Raw genomic sequence first — 18,685 nt, 5'->3', positions numbered from 1 at the left:
ACAATACCATACATTTTTCTTATAATTCTGACAAGTTATGTATGGTACGTATTAAAGATTTGCATTTGATATACAACAAGTACTATAACATAAAGAAATTATCAGAACATTGTGTAATTTAATTTCTTCGTATTATTTTGTATTATTATACATCAAAATGTTGCATTTGTAATAATATAAATAGAATCGCCTATATGTATTCATCATAATTTATAAAATTAAATCTAGAACTTTTGTCATTTTTAACTTTTTTTAGAAAAAAATCCTAACATTAGCATGTGTATTTCTCACAACTATTTTTATTACCCATTTCAAATAAAACTAAACTTCTTTTTATATACAAAGAAGCCCAGAGAAATCTCTGAGCCTCTTTCCTATTTATTCCCCTTTTAGCGCCTGAACGAAATCTTCTTTAAGGTCTTCTACGTCTTCAAGACCAATCGATACTCGGACAAGTCCTTCTGTAATCCCTAATTCCGCTCTGCGATCACTTGGAATTGAAGCATGGGTCATTTTCGCCGGAACTGAAATCAGACTCTCTACAGCTCCTAAACTCTCAGCTAACGTAAAGTACTTTAAATTCTTCAATAGTTTCTCTGCATTCTCATCACTTCCGACATCAAAGGAGATCATGCCACCTGCTCCCCTTGCCTGCAACGCATGTATATCGTGACCTGCATGATCGTTTAAGCCAGGGTAATAGATGGTAGTGACTTCCGGATGCTCCTGAAGGAACGACACAAATGAATGAGTATTCGATTCGATTTCTTCCATACGGATCCCAAGTGTCTTAATCCCTCTCATTAGAAGCCAAGAATCCTGCGGTCCTAATACAGCTCCTGCCGAATTTTGAACATAGTGGAGTTCTTCTGCCAAGCTTTGTGAGTTCACAACAACGAGTCCTGCCACCACATCACTATGCCCACCTAAGTACTTCGTCGCACTGTGAAGCACGATGTCAGCTCCTTGTTCGATTGGATTTTGCCAATACGGGGTACTAAACGTGTTATCTACGATAAATGTGAATCCTTTTTCTTTCGTTAGACGAGCTACAGCTTCAAGGTCTGTGATCTTTAGCAAAGGATTTGTAGGCGTTTCAACATAAACAGCCTTTGTATTTGGGCGAATCGCCTCTTCAATGTTATCAACATCAGACGTATCCACGAACGTTACATCAAGATTAAAGCGACTAAGCACACCAGAAAGAAGACGATAGGTGCCTCCATACACGTCATCTGTAATGATAAGGTGATCACCACTCTTATACATCATGAGAATGGATGTAATTGCAGCCATGCCTGATCCAAAGGCAAAGCCAGCATAGCCGCCTTCTAGATCTTTAATCAATTCTTCTAGCGCATGACGAGTTGGATTGCCTGTTCTAGAATATTCATAGCCTTTGTGCTTACCAACACCATCTTGTTTATAAGTACTTACTTGATAGATCGGGACAGAAACCGCTCCAGTCTGTTCATCACCTGTTATGCCACCGTGTATTAGCTGTGTTTTCCTTCTCATATTTTCACTCCTCGTAGATTCCTTGGCTTAAATATCGTTCGCTACTATCTGGGAAAATGGTAACAATGTTTGTGCCTGGCTTAGCTTGCTTCGCTTCCTTCATCGCTGCCACAAACGCAGCACCTGAGGAACTTGCGACAAGCAATCCTTCTTTCTCCGCTAAAAGCTTTACCGCACAGAACGCATCTTGGTCTGAGATGGTATGAATCCCATCAAAATAATCCGTATCCATATACTTCGGCAAGAACTCCATCCCGATACCTTCTGTTTTATGAGGGCCCGCTGCACCCCCGTTTAAAATCGAACCCTCTGGCTCGACAATGACAGTTTTAATAGAGGGATTCTTCTCTTTCAGATAGCGTGCGGTTCCCATAAATGTACCACCCGTTCCGCCACCTGCTACGAACACATCCACTCCACCTTCTAGAGATTCATAGATTTCAGGGCCAAGCGTTTCGTAATAGGTCTGTGGATTGGCTTCGTTATCAAATTGTTGAGGACAAAAAGCGTTTAACTCTTTGGCAAGGTCAGTCGCTTTATCAATCGCTCCCTGCATGCCTTCTTCTGTGGGGGTATTTATAATTTCAGCACCGAGCGCTTTCATAAGTGTTTGTTTTTCCATGCTGAATTTTTGAGGTACAACGAACATCACTCGAAACCCTCGACCTATAGCGGCGAGAGCTAATCCAATTCCTGTATTCCCAGCAGTTGGCTCAACAATGGTTCCTCCGGGCTTCAAATGTCCAGACTGAATGGCGTCGTCAAGAAGCTTTTGCCCAAGTCGATCTTTAATGCTGCCTCCTGGGTTAAAATATTCTAGTTTCGCAAAAAGGCGCACTCCCTCAGGAACTCCAACATTCTGGAGTTCCATTAGAGGGGTGTGGCCGATCAGTTGCTGAATGTTTGTCACGTACTGCATATCGTTCGCTCCTTATTGTTGTTCAGCGAAAACCTCTGTCCATTCGTCTCGTTTGTCTAGCAGTTCTTGAGCTAGCTCCTTCGCCCCTTCTAAGCTGTGACTAGCTGCGAAGCCACATTGCACTTCATTGCAAGCAGGTACTTCTGTCGCTTCTAAGACATCTTTCAGCGCATTTTCAATAACAGATAAAATGTTTTCGTAACTGTCATCATTTAATACGGCAATGTAAAAACCGGTTTGGCATCCCATCGGGCCAATGTCTAAGATATGATCGTGATGATTACGGCTGAATTCTGCCAACATGTGCTCTAATGAGTGAAGAGCCGGCATGTTCATGTGATCCTTATTTGGCTGTTTAATACGAAGGTCATATTTGTAAACTTTATCTCCCTTTGATCCCTCTGTAATTCCAACCAGTCGTACATATGGTGCTGCAACTTTTGTGTGATCTAAGTTAAAACTTTCTACGTTCATTGGCATGGATAACCCTCTCCCTTTTTTCTTAAATTATTTTTTCTCTGCTACCATTACCCAAACATATTTATTCTTCTGCTCAAACAGTACTTCAAAGTTATATTTCTTACAGATTGCTTGCAGGGTTGGAATGTCGGAATAGTATTCTACTGATAAATCATCAGCTAGATTGTTATAGTGCGAAGCAATGGCTGTTTCAATTGCTCTCCGCTTTGAAGCTTTTGTTTCAAAAACGGTATCCGCGAAAACAATCCGGCCTCCTTTTTCTAGAATACTGCTATATTTACCAATCGCCATATCCTTTTCCTCGTCTGTAAGGTGATGAAATGCGTAACTGCTCACAATCGATTGAACCGGAACCTGTGGCTTTGGAAAATCAATAAAATCTCCATCATGTACTTTAACGTCTGGCACTTTAATCTGAGCAATCTTCAGCATTTCTGACGAAGGCTCAATACCCATTACCGAATGCCCACGGTTAATTAACTTCTTCGTTAAATTTCCCGTTCCAACACCAAACTCAATAACATTTGGCCCCTTTGTATAATCAACTACAGCGTTTAAGATCACGTCATAATGCGCAAATACTTCTTTATATTCAACGTCCTCACCAGACACGGTCTGATCATAAGACGATGCCCAACCATCAAATAAATCTATAAACTCTCTTCCCATACCCTTCACCTCGTGGTGTTAAAATAGACAATCCTCATCAGTTTACTCAGGTTTTAGTTGTATAAAAAATTCTAACACATTTGTAGAAGTAAAGTAAATGGGCATACACCCAATTTCAAAAGCGGGCGCTGCAGCTGGACGTGGCCAAATTAAAGAAGTAAAGCGTACCAGACACCCTGTATTACAGCACAGCACTAAAGGGTGTCTGGCACCCTGCTCTACTGCACAGCACTGAAGGGTGTCTGGCACCCTGCTCTACTGCACAGCACTGAAGGGTGTCTGGCACCCTGCTCTACTGCACAGCACTGAAGGGTGTCTGGCACCCTGCTCTACTGCACAGCACTTAAGGGTGTCTGGCACGCGTTGTTCCTTTAAAGCGCAAAAAAGGACAGCGCAGTTAGCGCTGTCCTTTTGTTTATTTGTCGTAGATGTGGACGTATGGTTTGTCTTCGCCTGGTTTACGGACGATGAGACTTTCCTGCCCTTCGTGTGATTCAATTTTCACTTCAATTCCGAAGTAGTTCGGGAAGTTTTCCATAATGAGCGAGTAGACATACTGAGTTAAAGAGACGATTTCGGCTTTCCCTTTGAATTCAATAGGAATGGTAACTTCCATATTGACTAATTCATCATCTTTATAGAACCCTTTTCCAACAACCCCAATGTAGTTCGGGAAGTAGTTGGCAACATCGTTTTGGAAGTCCACCATGTCTTCAGACTCTTTCTTATAGTTCTGTTCCGCTTCATCTGAAGGGAAGAGTACGTACTTCTCATCAATGGTTTCCCATTCATTAATCTGATTATTTTTTCCCTCAACGGTCGTTTTCGCCAAGAAATTACCTGGCACTACAGAAGACTTGGCTTCTTGTTGATAGATCGTGATCATAATCGGGATATCCCCAAGCTTCTCCATTCCACGAAGACGCTCTAATACCGTTTGGGCCATTTTCTTTCCTTGGGTGAGCATTTCATCCCGACTAATCTCTTCATAGTACGAAGCTCCCCACTTCTCTACTTGGAATTCATATTCTGATTTCATCGCAAGACTTATAGAGATTCCGCTTAATTCAACAGAGTCCTCATCCGTCTTCTTAAAGAAATTCTGCTCGAGAATATGAGATAGATAAACAGGGTTCTCTCTATATTGCTCTTCAGTTGCCCCTAAAGGAAGGGAAGGATTTAGACCATTCGGCGTTCCATCCGATTCCTCAGCATTCACTTTTCGATCGAGCCAATCATTCAGAATATCCGTTGATAAGTACTGACCGTCCTGAAAGAAGTATTCGTTAGGATCATAAACCTCCTTCGAATGACGTCGTAACCCCATTTCCATCTCTTCAATATCCAAGCGATTATCAACTTGACGCACGATGATGCCTCGCGCTTCACTCGGCTCATACTTATCCTGCTTATTTACAAGAGGACGATAATACTCATCAGAGATGCTATGCTTCGGCACAATCGCCTTTTCCTTCTGAGTGTTCTCCTGCGTCTCTTTCATTAATTCTTCTTCCTGCTTATCATAGGCCGGAGCGCACCCTGCCAATAGAATGGCAAGGCCTACTATCCATGCGATCCGTTTCATCCGTCTCCACTCTCCCTATTCTTGTAACGCAGATTGGAAGCGCGCTTCATCCCAGATATCAATGCCAAGCTTCTCTGCCTTCTCATATTTCGAACCGGCATCTTCCCCTGCGATTAGCATATCTGTGTTCTTACTCACGCTTCCTGTCACTTTACCGCCTAACGCTTCCACATGTGCTTTTACGTCGCCTCGGCTATAGTTTTCCATTTTCCCCGTAATCACAACGGTCTTTCCTGCAAACGGAGAATCTTCAGGCTGCTCGCTTCTCTTCTGGCCTTTATACTCCATATTCAGACCGAGGTCTCTTAATTCCTCAATTAATTCAACAACCGGTTCTTTCTCGAAGTAACGAACAATCGAATCGGCCATCTTTTCCCCAATGTCGTGAATAGCCACCAATTCATCATAGGTTACCTTCATTAAGCGTTCCATCGTTTCAAACTCTTCAGCAAGCGTTTGGGCACCTTTTGAGCCGACAAATCGGATACCAAGTCCAAATAACAAGCGCTCTAACGAGTTTTCTTTCGATACATTAATGGATGAGAGAAGGTTATCTGCTGACTTCTCCCCCATACGCTCAAGCTGCAATAATTCATCCTTATCCAACTTATACAAATCAGCAATGGTATGAACCAGATTCTCACGGAAAAGTTGAGCAATCACCTTTTCGCCGAGTCCATCAATGTTCATCGCATTTCTAGATACAAAGTGGATCAGACCCTCGCGAAGCTGAGCCGGGCAGTTCGGATTAATACAGCGAAGCGCCACTTCTTCCTCTAACCGTTCTAAATCACTTCCACATTCCGGACACACATCAGGCATATAAAAAGGTTCTTCATCTCCTGAGCGCTCATCCGTCACAACGCGTACTACTTCCGGGATAATATCTCCCGCTTTCTTAATCACGACGGTATCCCCGATACGGATATCTTTCTCACGGATTAAATCTTCATTATGAAGAGAAGCGCGCCCTACCGTTGTGCCCGCTACCTGAACAGGATTCAAAATCGCTGTTGGAGTTACGGCACCTGTACGTCCTACACTTAATTCAATGTCCGTTAGTTTCGTAATCGCTTCTTCAGCGGGGAACTTAAAGGCAGTCGCCCAGCGAGGGCTTTTAGCTGTAAAGCCAAGCGTTTCCTGCTGGTCGAGACTGTCTACTTTAATCACTATCCCGTCAATTTCATAGTTCAAATTAGGACGCTCTTCTGTCCACTTGGTAACATAGTCGATGACTTCCTCAATATCGTTACACTTTTTCCATTCTGGATTTGTTTTAAATCCAAGTGTCTTCATATACTCAAGTCGCTCGCTATGAGACTCAAGCTCACCAGCTTCCCACTGTCCAACACCATATAGGAAAATATCTAAATTACGCTTCGCTGCAATCTTTGGATCAAGCTGACGAAGAGAACCTGCTGCCGCATTACGCGGGTTAGCAAAAGGTTCTTCCCCGTTCGCTTCGCGCTTTTCGTTCATAGCTAAGAATGAACGATGAGGCATAAAGGCTTCTCCTCGTACTTCTATTGGCTCCTGCTGCTCAATACGAAGAGGGATACTCTTGATGGTTTTCAGGTTCTGTGTAATGTCTTCACCTGTTGTCCCGTCACCACGTGTCGCACCGCGCACGAGAAGTCCATCTTCATACTTTAACGAAATCGCCAGTCCATCAATCTTAAGTTCACATACATAGTTCACATCTTCACCGTCTACACCCTCGCGCACACGACGGTCAAAATCTCGAAGTTCCTGTTCATCAAAGGCGTTGCCTAAGCTTAGCATTGGAATTTCATGCTGCACCTTTTGGAATGCATCAAGCGGCGCCCCACCGACACGCTGGGAGGGTGAATCTGGTGTGACAAGTTCTGGGTGCTCTTCTTCTAAGTCAATGAGCTCCCGCGTCTTCTTATCGTATTCGTAGTCAGATACAGACGGCTGATCGAGTGTATGGTACTCATAGTTGTACTGTTCTAACTCACGACGAAGTTCTTCAATTCTTTTCTTTGCTTCTTCCTTATTCATACGTTCACCTCAAAGCTATTGCTTAGTAATAGGAGCAAATTTGGCCAGGACACGCTTAATGCCATTTGGCGCAGGGAATGCGATGTCTAGCTCTTTGGAATCCCCTTCTCCTTGAACTTTGACGACGGTCCCTTCGCCCCATTTCTTATGGGATACCTTATCACCTACGGCAAAATCGGCCCCATCTCCACCAGACGCTGCTTTTTGTTTCATTGTTGTCGCTTTACGCTTCGGTGGTTTCGGTTGTCCTGTACTGAATCCAGATGGTGCAGGGTCCTGGAATCCTCCGCCAAACGGAGATCCACCACCTTGGTTCCCTCGCCCTTCAATCAATTCAGCTGGGATCTCAGAAATAAATCGACTCTCAGGATTCATATTGGTACGCCCAAACAGCGTACGCATCTTCGCATTTGTTAAGAATAACTGCTGCTCTGCACGAGTAATCCCTACATAAGCAAGGCGACGTTCCTCTTCCATTTCTTCTTCATCTTGAAGGGAACGACTGTGAGGGAAGACACTCTCCTCCATGCCAATTAAGAAGACAACCGGGAATTCAAGTCCCTTAGCTGAGTGAAGCGTCATAAGAGTAACCTTGTCATCAGCGAACGGGTCTTCATCAGCCGAGTTAATATCCGCAACAAGCGCGAGGTCCGTTAAGAAAGCAATCAGACTCTTGTCTTCATTTTGTTCTTCAAAGTTCTTCGTAACAGATAAGAATTCATTAATGTTCTCAAGGCGGCTCTGTGCTTCTAAGCTATTCTCGTTCTTTAACATATCCTCATATCCAGTAATCTTTAGCACATCTTCTACAAGATCTGTTGCCGATAGGAAATCTTGTTGCTGCGTCCAGTTACGGATCATTTTGTGGAAATCACGAATCGCATTCGTTGCACGCTTACTAAGTCCAACCTGCTCGACTTCACCAGCTGCTTCATATAAGGAAAGATCATGACGAGCGGCATACATCTGTAAGTTATCAAGGGACGTACGGCCTACGCCTCGCTTCGGTTCGTTTACAATTCGCCCAAAGCTAATGTCATCATCTGGATTCGCAATAAGGCGCAAGTACGCAAGCATATCTTTAATTTCTTTGCGGTCGTAGAACTTCGTGCCTCCGACGATTTGATACGGAATATTCGCTTTGACAAACGTTTCCTCAATCGTACGGGACTGAGCATTCGTACGATACAGAACAGCGCAGTCTTTATATTTAAACTTCGTTGCACGCACCATGTCTTCAATCTTGTTCGTTACAAAAAGACCCTCATCACGTTCAGTCGGTGCCTGGTAATAGAAGATCGACTCGCCATCATCATTGTCTGTCCATAAGTTCTTCGGCTTACGACCAGAGTTATTCTGGATCACTTCGTTCGCCGCATCTAGTATACGCTTCGTGGAACGATAGTTTTGTTCAAGCATAATCACTTTCGCCGTTGGATAATCTTTCTCAAATGACATAATGTTCGCAATGTCCGCTCCGCGCCAACGATAAATCGATTGGTCAGAGTCTCCAACTACGCACAAGTTCTCAAAACGATTCGCAAGCATTTTGACAAGCTGATACTGCGCATGGTTTGTATCCTGATACTCATCAACATGAATGTATTGGAAACGGCGCTGGTAATACTCCAATACTTCAGGGAGACGATCAAAAAGCGTTAGTGTCTGCATAATTAAGTCATCGAAATCTAGAGACTGGTTCTTACGAAGCGTCTTCTGGTATTTCTCATAAACTGCCGCTGTTTGTTGCTCATAGTAGTTGCCTGTTGTTTTACTAAAATCTTCAGGCGTTTTCAGTTCGTTCTTCGCCGTGCTAATAGCTCCAAGCATGGCACGAGGGTCAAACTTCTTCGGATCTAAGTTCAAGTCCTTCAGTACTTGCTTAATGACAGAAAGCTGGTCCGTGGTATCTAAAATGGAGAAGTTACGGTTAATCCCAATGCGATCAATATCACGACGCAAAATGCGCACACACATCGAGTGGAACGTGGAGATCCACATATCGCGTGCTTCCGGACCCACTAGGTCACCTACACGATCCTTCATCTCACGCGCTGCTTTATTCGTAAACGTAATCGCTAATACGTTACGCGGTGCAATCTCTTTCTCTCCTAATAAGTAAGCAATACGATGGGTTAACACACGCGTCTTCCCACTACCTGCTCCGGCCATTAGAAGCAAGGGACCATCTGTCGTTTTTACAGCTTCACGTTGTTGTTCGTTCAATCCTTTTAGCAAGTCGTTTGTTAACGGGCTCAAGAGAGCGACACTCCTTTATTCTCGTTCTTTTACGGCTGCTACCGTTTTTAAAGCTTGTTTCATATTATCGTAAATGACATTCCCTACAACAATGACATCGGCAAAAGCTTTCATTTCCTTGGCTTGTTCTGGCGTCTCAATACCGCCTCCGTAGAATAACAAGGTTTGATCAAGCGTTTGATCAACTTTCTTAACTAACGCTGGATCACCATATATACCGCTATATTCAAGGTAAAAGATCGGCAGGCGGAACAAGTGCTCAGCCATTCTGGCATAAGCAATCACGTCTTCTTCATCAGGCATGACACTGTTCGTAGCCTGAAACGCCTTCGACTCAGGGTTTAAGATACAATACCCCTCAGCTAGCATCTCATCCCAATCTGTTATATCTCCATATTCTTTCACAGCTTCATGATGAACATCCATCATCCAGCGTTTTTCAGAACTATTTAACACCATCGGAATAAAATAATAGTCATATCCAGGTGTAATGGCTTCTAAATTGGATATCTCTAAAATACAAGGAACCGAATAACGGCGAATGCTTGCAAGTAGTGACAAGACTTGATCTAACGTCACACCATCTGTCCCACCTACAATGACAGCATCTGTTCCCGATTCACATATTCGTTCTAAATCTTCATCTGAAATCTCTTTGTTAGGGTCGAGCTTAAACACATGCTCCCACTTTTTCATATCGTACATGGCACTAGCCTCCGTTTACCATATTCCATTTATCCATTATAGCAAAAAACCCCCTTCAAATCGAAAGGGAGTTCGGCTTTTTCCGGGTAGACTTGTGAACAAAAACAAGCTATGCTACTATTAGAAAACAAAAAGTTTATATCATATGATGACGGAAAAATAGTATTTAAACCCCCTTCCCCCTAGCGATCTGAGGACGGTGCGAGCTCAGAGAATGGTTTAAAGAAACGGCGTTCCTGAGTATGCACACATAAAGTGGATGCTTGCCAACCGAGCAAGTCATCAATCAGGGTGGAACCGCGGGTTATAATCTCGTCCCTGGGCATAGTCCCAGTGGCGAGATTTTTTTATGGCTTTTGGGGCTACTTCACAATCTGTTTAGTAAAGTTCAAGTGATAAAGGAGGACATTCAAATGTCTAAGAAAGCAACAATGGATCAATTGGTATCACACTCAAAGCATCGCGGCTTTATCTTCCAAGGTTCTGAAATTTACGGCGGCCTTGCGAACACATGGGATTACGGTCCACTTGGCGTTGAGTTAAAGAACAACTTAAAGCGCGCTTGGTGGCAAAAGTTCATCCAAGAAAACCCGCTTAACGTTGGTCTTGACGCAGCGATCTTAATGAACCCGAAAACGTGGGAAGCATCTGGTCACCTAGGCAACTTCAACGACCCGATGATCGACTGTAAAGAATGTAAGTCTCGTCACCGCGCAGACAAACTAATCGAGAACAAGCTAGAAGCGGAAGGAAATGAACTAGTCGTTGATGGCCTTCCATTTGAAGAAATGGAAAAACTAATTGAGCAACACGACATCGCTTGCCCAACATGTGGCGAGAAGAACTTCACAGGCATTCGCCAGTTCAACCTTATGTTCCAAACGCAACAAGGTGTTACAGAAGGCGCAACAGATGACATCTACCTTCGCCCTGAAACGGCACAAGGAATCTTCGTGAACTTCAAAAACGTTCAACGCTCTATGCGTAAGAAGCTTCCATTCGGAATCGGCCAAATCGGTAAGAGTTTCCGTAACGAAATCACACCTGGTAACTTCATCTTCCGTACGCGTGAATTCGAGCAAATGGAAATGGAATTCTTCTGTAAGCCTGGCGAAGAACTAGAATGGTACGATTACTGGAAGAACTTCTGCCACAACTGGTTAATGTCACTTGGCATTGATGGCGAAAACCTACGCCTTCGTGAGCACGGTGAAGATGAATTGTCTCACTACAGTAATGCAACAACAGACATTGAGTATCAGTTCCCAATGGGCTGGGGCGAACTTTGGGGCATCGCTTCCCGTACAGACTTCGACCTGAACCAACACGCTGAGCACTCTGGCGAAGACTTTAAGTACATCGATCAGGAAACAAACGAGCGCTACATTCCTTATGTAATCGAGCCTGCCCTTGGTGCAGACCGTTTAGCTCTAGCATTCCTAGCTGACGCATACGAAGAAGAAGAATTAGAAGATGGGTCTTCCCGTACCGTAATGAAGTTCCACCCTTCTGTTGCACCATACAAAGCAGCGATCTTCCCACTTTCGAAGAAGCTAGGTGACGAAGCGAAAGAAGTATTCGCTGAATTATCCAAGCACTTCATGGTCGACTATGACGACGCTGGTTCCATCGGTAAACGTTACCGCCGTCACGACGAGATCGGTACACCATTCTGTATCACATACGACTTCGATTCCAAAGAAGACGGTCAAGTTACCGTACGTAACCGTGACACAATGGAACAGACTCGCTTAAACATCAGCGACCTACGCAGCTTCATTGAAGATCAATTAACGTACTAAAATGCATTCAGAAACCCACATGCTGACGATTGAAGTCGACATGTGGGTTTCTTTTGTTTAGATAATCGAATACGATCAGGTATTAACTATTTTTGTCAAAATGTTCTTAGTTTCTTGCTTTCATTGATATTTTGAATGTTAAAAAAGTTACACGTGAAACAATTTCCAGTGAGATGGGTTAGGTTGGTAGGTTGTCTACTTAGTGGGTGGAGGTTTTGGAAGAGTGGCTCGAGTGCTGCCGGAGTGGCTCAAGTTCACCCAGACTGGCTCGAGTGCTGCCGGAGTGGCTCAAGTTAAAGGAAAGCGGCTCAAGTCTAAGCTGAAGTGACTCTAGTTTTCCGTTTACTGGCTCAAGCGGCCAAATTCACGGCTCAAGTCCGTGGGAAAGCGGCTCTAGTGTAGCAATACCGACTCGAGTCGCGCGGTTTTGACTCAAGTTCCTCCCAGATGCGACCGGATTTCGAATTTCTGGCTCAAGTGCGCCCGGACCGGCTCAAGCGCTGGCGTACTGGCTCAAGTTAAAGAAAATCGACTCATGTCTTAGCTGAAGTGGCTCTAGTTTTCCGTTTACTGGCTCAAGTGGCCAAATTTACGGCTCAAGTCCATGGGAAAGCGGCTCAAGTTTAGCAAAACCGACTCGAGTCGCGTGGTTCTGACTCAAGTTTCAGAAATACTGACTCAAGTTCCTCTTGGATGTGGAGGGATTCCGGCTTTCTGGCTCAAGTGCGCCCGGACCGGCTCAAGCGCTGGCGTACTGGCTCAAGTTAAAGAAAATCGACTCGTGTCTTAGCTGAAGTGGCTCTAGTTTTCCGTTTACTGGCTCAAGTGGCCAAATTTACGGCTCAAGTCCATGGGAAAGTGGCTCAAGTTTAGCAAAACCGACTCGAGTCACGTGGTTCTGACTCAAGTTTCAGAAATACTGACTCAAGTTCCCTCCTAGATGTGAACGGGTCTCGACTTTCTGGCTCAAGTTCGCCGAGACTGGCTCGAGTGCTGCCGAAGTGGCTCGCTCAAGTTAAAAGAAAGCGACTCAAGCGCTCCCCCCACAAAGAATTAAGAAGCAGTGGTTTTACAGTTCAACCTGACCTCCCCCTAAAAATTCCATAAAAAAAGACCGCCCCACAAGGGCAGTCTTCTCACTTAAAATTAGTCTTCTTTTTCAGACTCTTGAATGCGATCTAGAGCCATTGCATAGGCGTCGTTTCCGTAGTTTAGGCTACGTTTCACGCGCGAGATTGTGGCTGTTGATGCGCCTGTGTCGTTTTCGATTTTGTGATACGTGAATCCTTCACGAAGCATGCGGGCTACTTCTAAGCGCTGGGCAAGGGATTGAACCTCGTTCATGGTTGCCAGGTCATCAAATAGTTTGTAGCATTCTTCTACTGATTCCATTGTAAGGATTGCTTTAAATAGCTGATCTAATTCTTTACCCCTTAGTTTATCAATTTGCATGTGTGACACTCCTTTTATTATTGCGGGTTGATTGAAACGGACTGGCTGATGCCTGGTTGTTCAGGGACGACGTTGACCCACGTTTTCCCTGGAACGAAGCCTAGCTTTTTGCCATCTTTGAAAGGATAGGTTCTGCCATCTTCATTCTTCCATGTCACTTGTTGTACTTGTCCTTTTTGAATCAAGTACCCGTTCCCACCAGAATTTAAATCGATGTCACGGCGTAACTTACTATCAATTACACGGTGACCTGTTTCTACAATAAAGATATTATCCACCGTAGTGGCTTCTTTTGTATGATAATCTACAGTTGCTTCTCCGTCGTTAAACCTCGCGTAGGTTTCTTCTTCTGGATTGTACTTGAACGTAACCGTTTCTTGTGGTGTGTCCGAATACGTAATCTTTACGCTCGATGCCTCTTGGCCATCTAAGGATTGGATCTCGTCTTCTGTTAAAAATGGAAGAGGCTCATGGTTGTTCGTTACCTCATAGCCTTTCTGTTTGGCTATATCATAGACAGCATCAAGAAGAATATACGAATTATGTGGTGCACTACGGAAACTTTCCCGTTTAAATAAATTCCGATCATTATCATAGTACATCCCATTCAAATGATCAATTGCGCCTGCTTTTAGCTGATTCTCAATATACTCAGCAGCTCCGTGATACAAGTAAATCGCATTGTACCCTTTTGCAATCGTATAGTAGTACTCGCGAGCACTTCTAACAGGGCCGACCACTTCAGGTTGGTTACTATGATAAAACGCTACAAATCTTGTGATGCTTCCTTCAGCCAGTACTTCGTAAACGAGATCCGCATCGTTTAAGCCTGATTGCGGTCTGGCGTAGGAATGGTTATTGACCATAACGGCCATGATACGATGACTGACATCGTCATTCGTTTTCTCACCTGTTAAGGGATACATATTCTTAAATTCCGGTTCTTGTTCCACTACAGGCGTTTCTTCCTTTGGTTGTTCCATTTCTTTCTTTGAATGCTCTTTGACGTCACCTTCTGCAGGCTTTTCTGCGCTGGCTTTGTTCGCAATCTGATCGACGGAACAAGCCGAGACGATAAAGAGCATGAGTAAAAACACCCAGCCTAACGACTTACGCATGTTCATACACACCTTTTTCCTAAACTGCTTTATTACTTTACCCTATTTACATTTTAACGCATTATTGCAGGAAAGAGTACCTCTTTCTTCTTAACGTCCATAATTCCTTTAGGTGTAATTCGTATGAAAGGAAGATGCATAGATGAGAGAAACAATAGTGTGTAGATGGGGTCTTGAAACGGATATCCGTGTTCCCCTAAAATGCGCTTCACTTGTTGCTCATGTGAAATGATTGTCCCCATCTCTTCGTCAGACATCATTCCAGCAACAGGTAGAGGAAGTTCATACACAATTTCACCTTCGTGAGCTAGCACGATCCCTCCCCCAATCTCTTTCATACGGTTAAAAGCCATCTCCATATCTGGCTTGTTCTTTCCTATAAAGATGAAGTCCCCTGTATTTGAGTAAGAACTCACAAGTCCGCCAAGTGTCTTCGTAAATCCTTTAATCATTGAATTCACCTTCCACTTGCCTTCCCTGTCCATTAGCATTAAGAACGCTTCATCTTCCGTACCTGCCCGGTCTCCTGATCGTTCAGACTGAACGGCGTATGGCTTCAGAATCACTTCATTAACCATCTCCAAACCAAGAGGAATCGAGAATTGTAAATCCCGTTCTGTTAAATCCCAGTCAATCTCTAAAGGACTTAAGTCATGCTTATCCCAATCGAATGGATTAGACTGTTCAACCGTTTGCCCATCCCTCTTTACCCATGCCCCTTTTGCTATAACCGAGGTTGGGGTTGGCGTATGTTTATCGCTAAGGATATTAATGTGAGCCACACACCCAGGTGAGATGCTCCCCACACGATGATCGATCCCAAAGTGTTTAGCAGCATTATAGGAAGTCATACTATAGGCTTCATAATCAGGCACATCGTTTTCTAAAGCAATTTCGATACAGCGATCCATAATTCCTTGTTCGTAAAAGGATGGCGTCGCACCATCGGTTGTCATCATAAGACGGTCATAAACACGGATGTTCCAGTCTTTCATTTCTTTTAACAACTGTGGAAGATCAGGACGAATGGAAGAATAGCGAAGAGCCGTCATATACCCAAGCCGAATTCGATTCCATACCTCTTCCCCAGTCATTGATTCATGATCGGAATCGGTTCCAAGGAGCTTCATTTTCGTAAGCGTCTTCTCTGATGCTCCAGGAAAATGCCCCTCTATAGGCTTTCGTTTGCGCTTGGCCTCTTGCATCCAATGCAATACACGATCATCATCTTTTAATACACTCGGCCAACCCGTTAGTTCGCCGCCCTGTATAACAGCATCATGCTCAAGCCAATCCTGAACATCCTCATCACTAAGGAAATGATCCTCTCGTTGAAGAGCTGACTGAGAGTCAAAACGGCTCCACCAGTACATCGAAGCCGGCACATCATTCAAGTCCTCTAATAAAGAAAACGCTTTCTTTTTGTGTAATAAAAAAAGCAACACTAAGTTATCGTTGATTAACGTGGTTGTTCCAGTTTGTAATGCATATTGAGCTAAACGGTGGGGATTATATAACTGAAAAGGATGGGCATGTGGTTCGATGTAGCCCGGAACGAGATACTGCCCAGTGCAGTCCACGACTTCGGTAGCTTCATCAGACTCAGGAAGTGCATCACCCACATAGACAATGCGATCGTCGTAAATCCATATATTTGCTTCCATCCATTGTTTTAAGTAAACGTTTAAATACGTGGCATTGGTTAACACGATCGACGGAGCATGCGCACCATCTACTACTGCTACATGTTCACGGAGTTGTCGATTGCGCCATCGGTAACGGTGTTCATTCATCGTGCATCACTCCATCTATTTGAATGTATTAGCTTGTCATCTTTTTTACTATCGTAACACACGCAAACATTTACTGCATTAACGTTTTGAAGGGAATGAGTAAAAAAATGGTACGTCCAAACATCGGCATTATCAACGCAATGATTCGCATCACTCTCGGCTTAACACTACTCTCTTTCTCCACTGCAAAAATGGTACGAAAACCATGGAGAGACGGCAACTGGATGATGATCATGTTAGCATCCATGAAAGTAGCCGAAGGCATCGTCCGCTACTGCCCAGTCGTAGCCATGATGGAAGAAACAAAGAACAACCAGCAGGATAAAGAAGATGAAGAGAGCACTTTCAATCCGTCATGAAAAGCGTAGGCGGGTTGGTCAAGTAAAAGAGGAAGTTCGACTAAGTTCGCCACGTCCTGTGGCAACGTCGAACGACCCCACCTCGTGTGGGGCCGGATAAGCAAGCTACTGTAAGTCTGCGTAGCAGACTGGAGGTAGATTGCTTATCTCGCTAGCCCTTCCCCGCCGGAGCTAGATCTCATGAAAAGCGCAGGGGGGTGCTTACGGCTAGATTCTGCTCTACTACGGCCCAATCCTGAGCCCTAACGGCCAGATTCTGCTCTGCTACGGCCGAATCCTGAGCCCTAACGGCCAAATTCTGCTCTACTACGGCCCAATCCTGAGCTCTAACGGCCAGATTCTGCTCTACTACAGCCGAATCCTGAGCCCTAACGGCCAGATTCTGCTCTGCTACGGCCGAATCCTGAGCCCTAACGGCCAAATTCTGCTCTACTACGGACAGATCCTAGGCGCTCACGTCCAGATCCAGCTCCGGCGGGGAGGGCCTAGCGAGATAAGTCATCTTCTCTCCAAAGGCTAAACGCCTTTTCCGAAAAGCTGTCTTATCCGTACGGCCCTAACCACCCCGCCTGCGCTTTTCATACAAAAAGCCCAGGCTAAAAAGACGCCTGGGCTAACCAATATACACTATTGAAAGGAATGAAGTGTCATGAATATCATGGAATACCTAACCGATATGACGTTTGTAATCGCCACGATTATCGGCAGTATTGTCGCCATTCTCTTTATTTATATTCAGAAGAAGAAGAAGAAGACATAGATTTATGTCGTGCTATATCTGTTCGGTAAAAGAAATACGGACTTGTGACCGGTTTGAGACTTTTGTATACATGAGCCGCGGCTTCCTCTAGGGTAGGTTGAACAGACCCAACGAGCATAACGCGTCCCCCATCTGAAACGAGGTTGCCTTGACCCTCTTTTACCCCTGCATAAATGGAGAAAGAAGCGGGGTCTTCTTTAAATTCTGGCAGAGGATGCCCTTTTTCATAAGAACCTGGGTACCCAGAAGACGCTACAACCACTCCAGCACAAGTTGCTTGCTTCCATCGAATCTTTGGATCACGTCCACCAGCGACATCCTCCATCACCTGGATCAAGTCATTCTCTAATAGCGGCAAAACGACTTGGGTTTCAGGATCACCGAATCTGGCGTTAAATTCAATGACTTTTGCACCCTCGTCGGTCAGGATACAACCTGCATAAAGGATCCCCGTAAAAGAACGACCCATGTCAACCAGAGCTTCAGCTACGGGTTTGAGAATGGATTCAACCGCACGTTCCACCTCACTCGCGGGGATGTTCTCAGAAGGGGCATAAGCTCCCATTCCACCTGTGTTAGGCCCTTGGTCATCGTCAAATGCCCGCTTATAATCTTGAGCAGGAATCATCGGGTACACATCTCGACCATCTACAAATGCCATTAGTGAAAACTCTTCGCCTTCTAGAAACTCCTCAATAACGACCGTTTTCCCAGCATCACCAAACTGCTCTCCTCCAAGCATTCCGCGAATGGCTTGTTGAGCCTCTTGTTCATCTCCTGCAATGACGACTCCCTTACCAGCAGCAAGTCCATTGGCTTTAATTACAATTGGGAAATCTACTGACTCAAGATATGAAATGGCTTCCTCTTCATCAGAGAACGTGCGGTAAGCTCCAGTCGGTGTACCGCTACTCGCCATAACTTCTTTCGCGAATGCCTTACTTCCCTCGATAAGCGCCGCCTCTTTCGTCGGGCCGAAAATGGTAAGCCCCTCTTTCCTAAAAGCGTTGACCACACCTTCTAGCAAAGGAACTTCAGGGCCTACGATTGTCCAAGCTACTTCATTTTGCTTAGCAAACGCTATAAGAGCTTCACTGTCTTGTTCAGAGATCGATACAGGCGTAGCTTCTGTCATCCCGGCATTTCCAGGGGCTGCAAAGATTGTATCCACTCGTTCACTCTCCGCTAACTTCCGAACAATACTATGTTCTCTTCCACCACGACCAATAACCAATACATTCATG

General features: G+C 44.5%; 15 protein-coding genes. 3 read left to right on the top strand and 12 right to left on the bottom strand.

Going from position 1 to position 18,685, the window contains the following annotated elements:
- Positions 1 to 378: 378 nt before the first annotated feature.
- The 8 genes from IEW76_RS16075 to pcrB form a co-directional block, all read right to left on the bottom strand.
- Positions 379 to 1,518 carry a bifunctional cystathionine gamma-lyase/homocysteine desulfhydrase gene (locus IEW76_RS16075; RefSeq protein ID WP_188655454.1) on the bottom strand — a complete coding sequence of 380 codons (1,140 nt, stop codon included), beginning with the start codon at positions 1,516 to 1,518 and terminating at the stop codon, positions 379 to 381.
- Between the two features lie 4 nt (positions 1,519 to 1,522).
- A complete protein-coding gene (locus IEW76_RS16070) occupies positions 1,523 to 2,437 on the bottom strand; it encodes a PLP-dependent cysteine synthase family protein (protein WP_188655453.1) in 915 nt (304 codons plus the stop codon).
- Between the two features lie 12 nt (positions 2,438 to 2,449).
- On the bottom strand, positions 2,450 to 2,917 hold the full coding sequence (locus IEW76_RS16065; protein WP_188655452.1) for an S-ribosylhomocysteine lyase: 468 nt from the start codon (positions 2,915 to 2,917) through the stop codon (positions 2,450 to 2,452).
- Positions 2,918 to 2,944: 27 nt separating this feature from the next.
- Positions 2,945 to 3,586, bottom strand: a complete 642-nt coding sequence (locus IEW76_RS16060; RefSeq protein WP_188655451.1) for a class I SAM-dependent DNA methyltransferase — start codon at positions 3,584 to 3,586, stop codon at positions 2,945 to 2,947.
- 415 nt (positions 3,587 to 4,001) lie between these two features.
- Entirely contained in the window at positions 4,002 to 5,171 is a 1,170-nt protein-coding gene (locus IEW76_RS16055; RefSeq protein WP_188655450.1) for a CamS family sex pheromone protein, read from the bottom strand.
- Positions 5,172 to 5,186: 15 nt separating this feature from the next.
- Positions 5,187 to 7,193 carry an NAD-dependent DNA ligase LigA gene (gene ligA, locus IEW76_RS16050; protein ID WP_188655449.1) on the bottom strand — a complete coding sequence of 669 codons (2,007 nt, stop codon included), beginning with the start codon at positions 7,191 to 7,193 and terminating at the stop codon, positions 5,187 to 5,189.
- Positions 7,194 to 7,208: 15 nt separating this feature from the next.
- Positions 7,209 to 9,452, bottom strand: coding sequence for a DNA helicase PcrA (gene pcrA / locus IEW76_RS16045; protein ID WP_036784269.1), 2,244 nt, complete (start codon positions 9,450 to 9,452; stop codon positions 7,209 to 7,211).
- A 15-nt stretch (positions 9,453 to 9,467) separates the two neighbouring features.
- Positions 9,468 to 10,157, bottom strand: coding sequence for a heptaprenylglyceryl phosphate synthase (gene pcrB, locus IEW76_RS16040; RefSeq protein WP_188655448.1), 690 nt, complete (start codon positions 10,155 to 10,157; stop codon positions 9,468 to 9,470).
- A gap of 413 nt (positions 10,158 to 10,570) precedes the next feature.
- On the opposite strand from pcrB, the gene IEW76_RS16035 reads away from it, so the two are divergent.
- Entirely contained in the window at positions 10,571 to 11,959 is a 1,389-nt protein-coding gene (locus IEW76_RS16035; RefSeq protein ID WP_188655447.1) for a glycine--tRNA ligase, read from the top strand.
- A gap of 1,146 nt (positions 11,960 to 13,105) precedes the next feature.
- Here the strand turns inward: IEW76_RS16035 and IEW76_RS16030 are convergent.
- The 3 genes from IEW76_RS16030 to IEW76_RS16020 are packed head-to-tail and all read right to left on the bottom strand — an operon-like array spanning position 13,106 to position 16,322.
- The gene (locus IEW76_RS16030; protein ID WP_188655446.1) at positions 13,106 to 13,411 is read right to left on the bottom strand and encodes a YerC/YecD family TrpR-related protein; all 306 of its coding nucleotides are present in this window, start codon (positions 13,409 to 13,411) and stop codon (positions 13,106 to 13,108) included.
- A gap of 17 nt (positions 13,412 to 13,428) precedes the next feature.
- Entirely contained in the window at positions 13,429 to 14,529 is a 1,101-nt protein-coding gene (locus IEW76_RS16025) for a DUF3048 domain-containing protein (RefSeq protein ID WP_188655445.1), read from the bottom strand.
- A 53-nt stretch (positions 14,530 to 14,582) separates the two neighbouring features.
- Positions 14,583 to 16,322 carry an adenine deaminase C-terminal domain-containing protein gene (locus tag IEW76_RS16020; RefSeq protein WP_188655444.1) on the bottom strand — a complete coding sequence of 580 codons (1,740 nt, stop codon included), beginning with the start codon at positions 16,320 to 16,322 and terminating at the stop codon, positions 14,583 to 14,585.
- Between the two features lie 107 nt (positions 16,323 to 16,429).
- On the opposite strand from IEW76_RS16020, the gene IEW76_RS16015 reads away from it, so the two are divergent.
- Together IEW76_RS16015 and IEW76_RS21095 are read left to right on the top strand one after the other, a co-directional pair.
- On the top strand, positions 16,430 to 16,681 hold the full coding sequence (locus tag IEW76_RS16015) for a YgaP family membrane protein (RefSeq protein WP_188655443.1): 252 nt from the start codon (positions 16,430 to 16,432) through the stop codon (positions 16,679 to 16,681).
- Positions 16,682 to 17,330: 649 nt separating this feature from the next.
- On the top strand, positions 17,331 to 17,441 hold the full coding sequence (locus IEW76_RS21095; protein ID WP_373286011.1) for an EYxxD motif small membrane protein: 111 nt from the start codon (positions 17,331 to 17,333) through the stop codon (positions 17,439 to 17,441).
- Here the strand turns inward: IEW76_RS21095 and purD are convergent.
- Complete coding sequence (gene purD, locus IEW76_RS16010) at positions 17,407 to 18,684, bottom strand: phosphoribosylamine--glycine ligase (RefSeq protein ID WP_188655442.1); 1,278 nt, start codon at positions 18,682 to 18,684, stop codon at positions 17,407 to 17,409. The two genes, IEW76_RS21095 and purD, sit on opposite strands and share 35 nt — an antisense overlap.
- Position 18,685: the final 1 nt, after the last annotated feature.

Source organism: Pontibacillus salipaludis, assembly GCF_014642405.1.
GTDB classification, from domain to species: Bacteria; Bacillota; Bacilli; order Bacillales; family BH030062; genus Pontibacillus; species Pontibacillus salipaludis.
The sequence above is the reverse complement of the archived record's forward strand: the minus strand, read 5'-3'. Positions and strand labels throughout refer to the sequence as shown.

Excerpts from the sequence above, each read along its gene's own strand:
- IEW76_RS16070 (WP_188655453.1), bottom strand. The coding sequence starts at position 2,437 with ATGCAGTACGTGACAAACATTCAGCAACTGATCGGCCACACCCCTCTA.
- IEW76_RS16020 (WP_188655444.1), bottom strand. The coding sequence starts at position 16,322 with ATGAATGAACACCGTTACCGATGGCGCAATCGACAACTCCGTGAACAT.
- ligA (WP_188655449.1), bottom strand. The coding sequence starts at position 7,193 with ATGAATAAGGAAGAAGCAAAGAAAAGAATTGAAGAACTTCGTCGTGAG.
- pcrB (WP_188655448.1), bottom strand. The coding sequence starts at position 10,157 with ATGTACGATATGAAAAAGTGGGAGCATGTGTTTAAGCTCGACCCTAAC.
- IEW76_RS21095 (WP_373286011.1), top strand. The coding sequence starts at position 17,331 with ATGAATATCATGGAATACCTAACCGATATGACGTTTGTAATCGCCACG.
- IEW76_RS16030 (WP_188655446.1), bottom strand. The coding sequence starts at position 13,411 with ATGCAAATTGATAAACTAAGGGGTAAAGAATTAGATCAGCTATTTAAA.
- IEW76_RS16055 (WP_188655450.1), bottom strand. The coding sequence starts at position 5,171 with ATGAAACGGATCGCATGGATAGTAGGCCTTGCCATTCTATTGGCAGGG.
- purD (WP_188655442.1), bottom strand. The coding sequence starts at position 18,684 with ATGAATGTATTGGTTATTGGTCGTGGTGGAAGAGAACATAGTATTGTT.
- IEW76_RS16025 (WP_188655445.1), bottom strand. The coding sequence starts at position 14,529 with ATGCGTAAGTCGTTAGGCTGGGTGTTTTTACTCATGCTCTTTATCGTC.
- IEW76_RS16015 (WP_188655443.1), top strand. The coding sequence starts at position 16,430 with ATGGTACGTCCAAACATCGGCATTATCAACGCAATGATTCGCATCACT.
- IEW76_RS16065 (WP_188655452.1), bottom strand. The coding sequence starts at position 2,917 with ATGCCAATGAACGTAGAAAGTTTTAACTTAGATCACACAAAAGTTGCA.
- IEW76_RS16075 (WP_188655454.1), bottom strand. The coding sequence starts at position 1,518 with ATGAGAAGGAAAACACAGCTAATACACGGTGGCATAACAGGTGATGAA.
- IEW76_RS16060 (WP_188655451.1), bottom strand. The coding sequence starts at position 3,586 with ATGGGAAGAGAGTTTATAGATTTATTTGATGGTTGGGCATCGTCTTAT.
- IEW76_RS16035 (WP_188655447.1), top strand. The coding sequence starts at position 10,571 with ATGTCTAAGAAAGCAACAATGGATCAATTGGTATCACACTCAAAGCAT.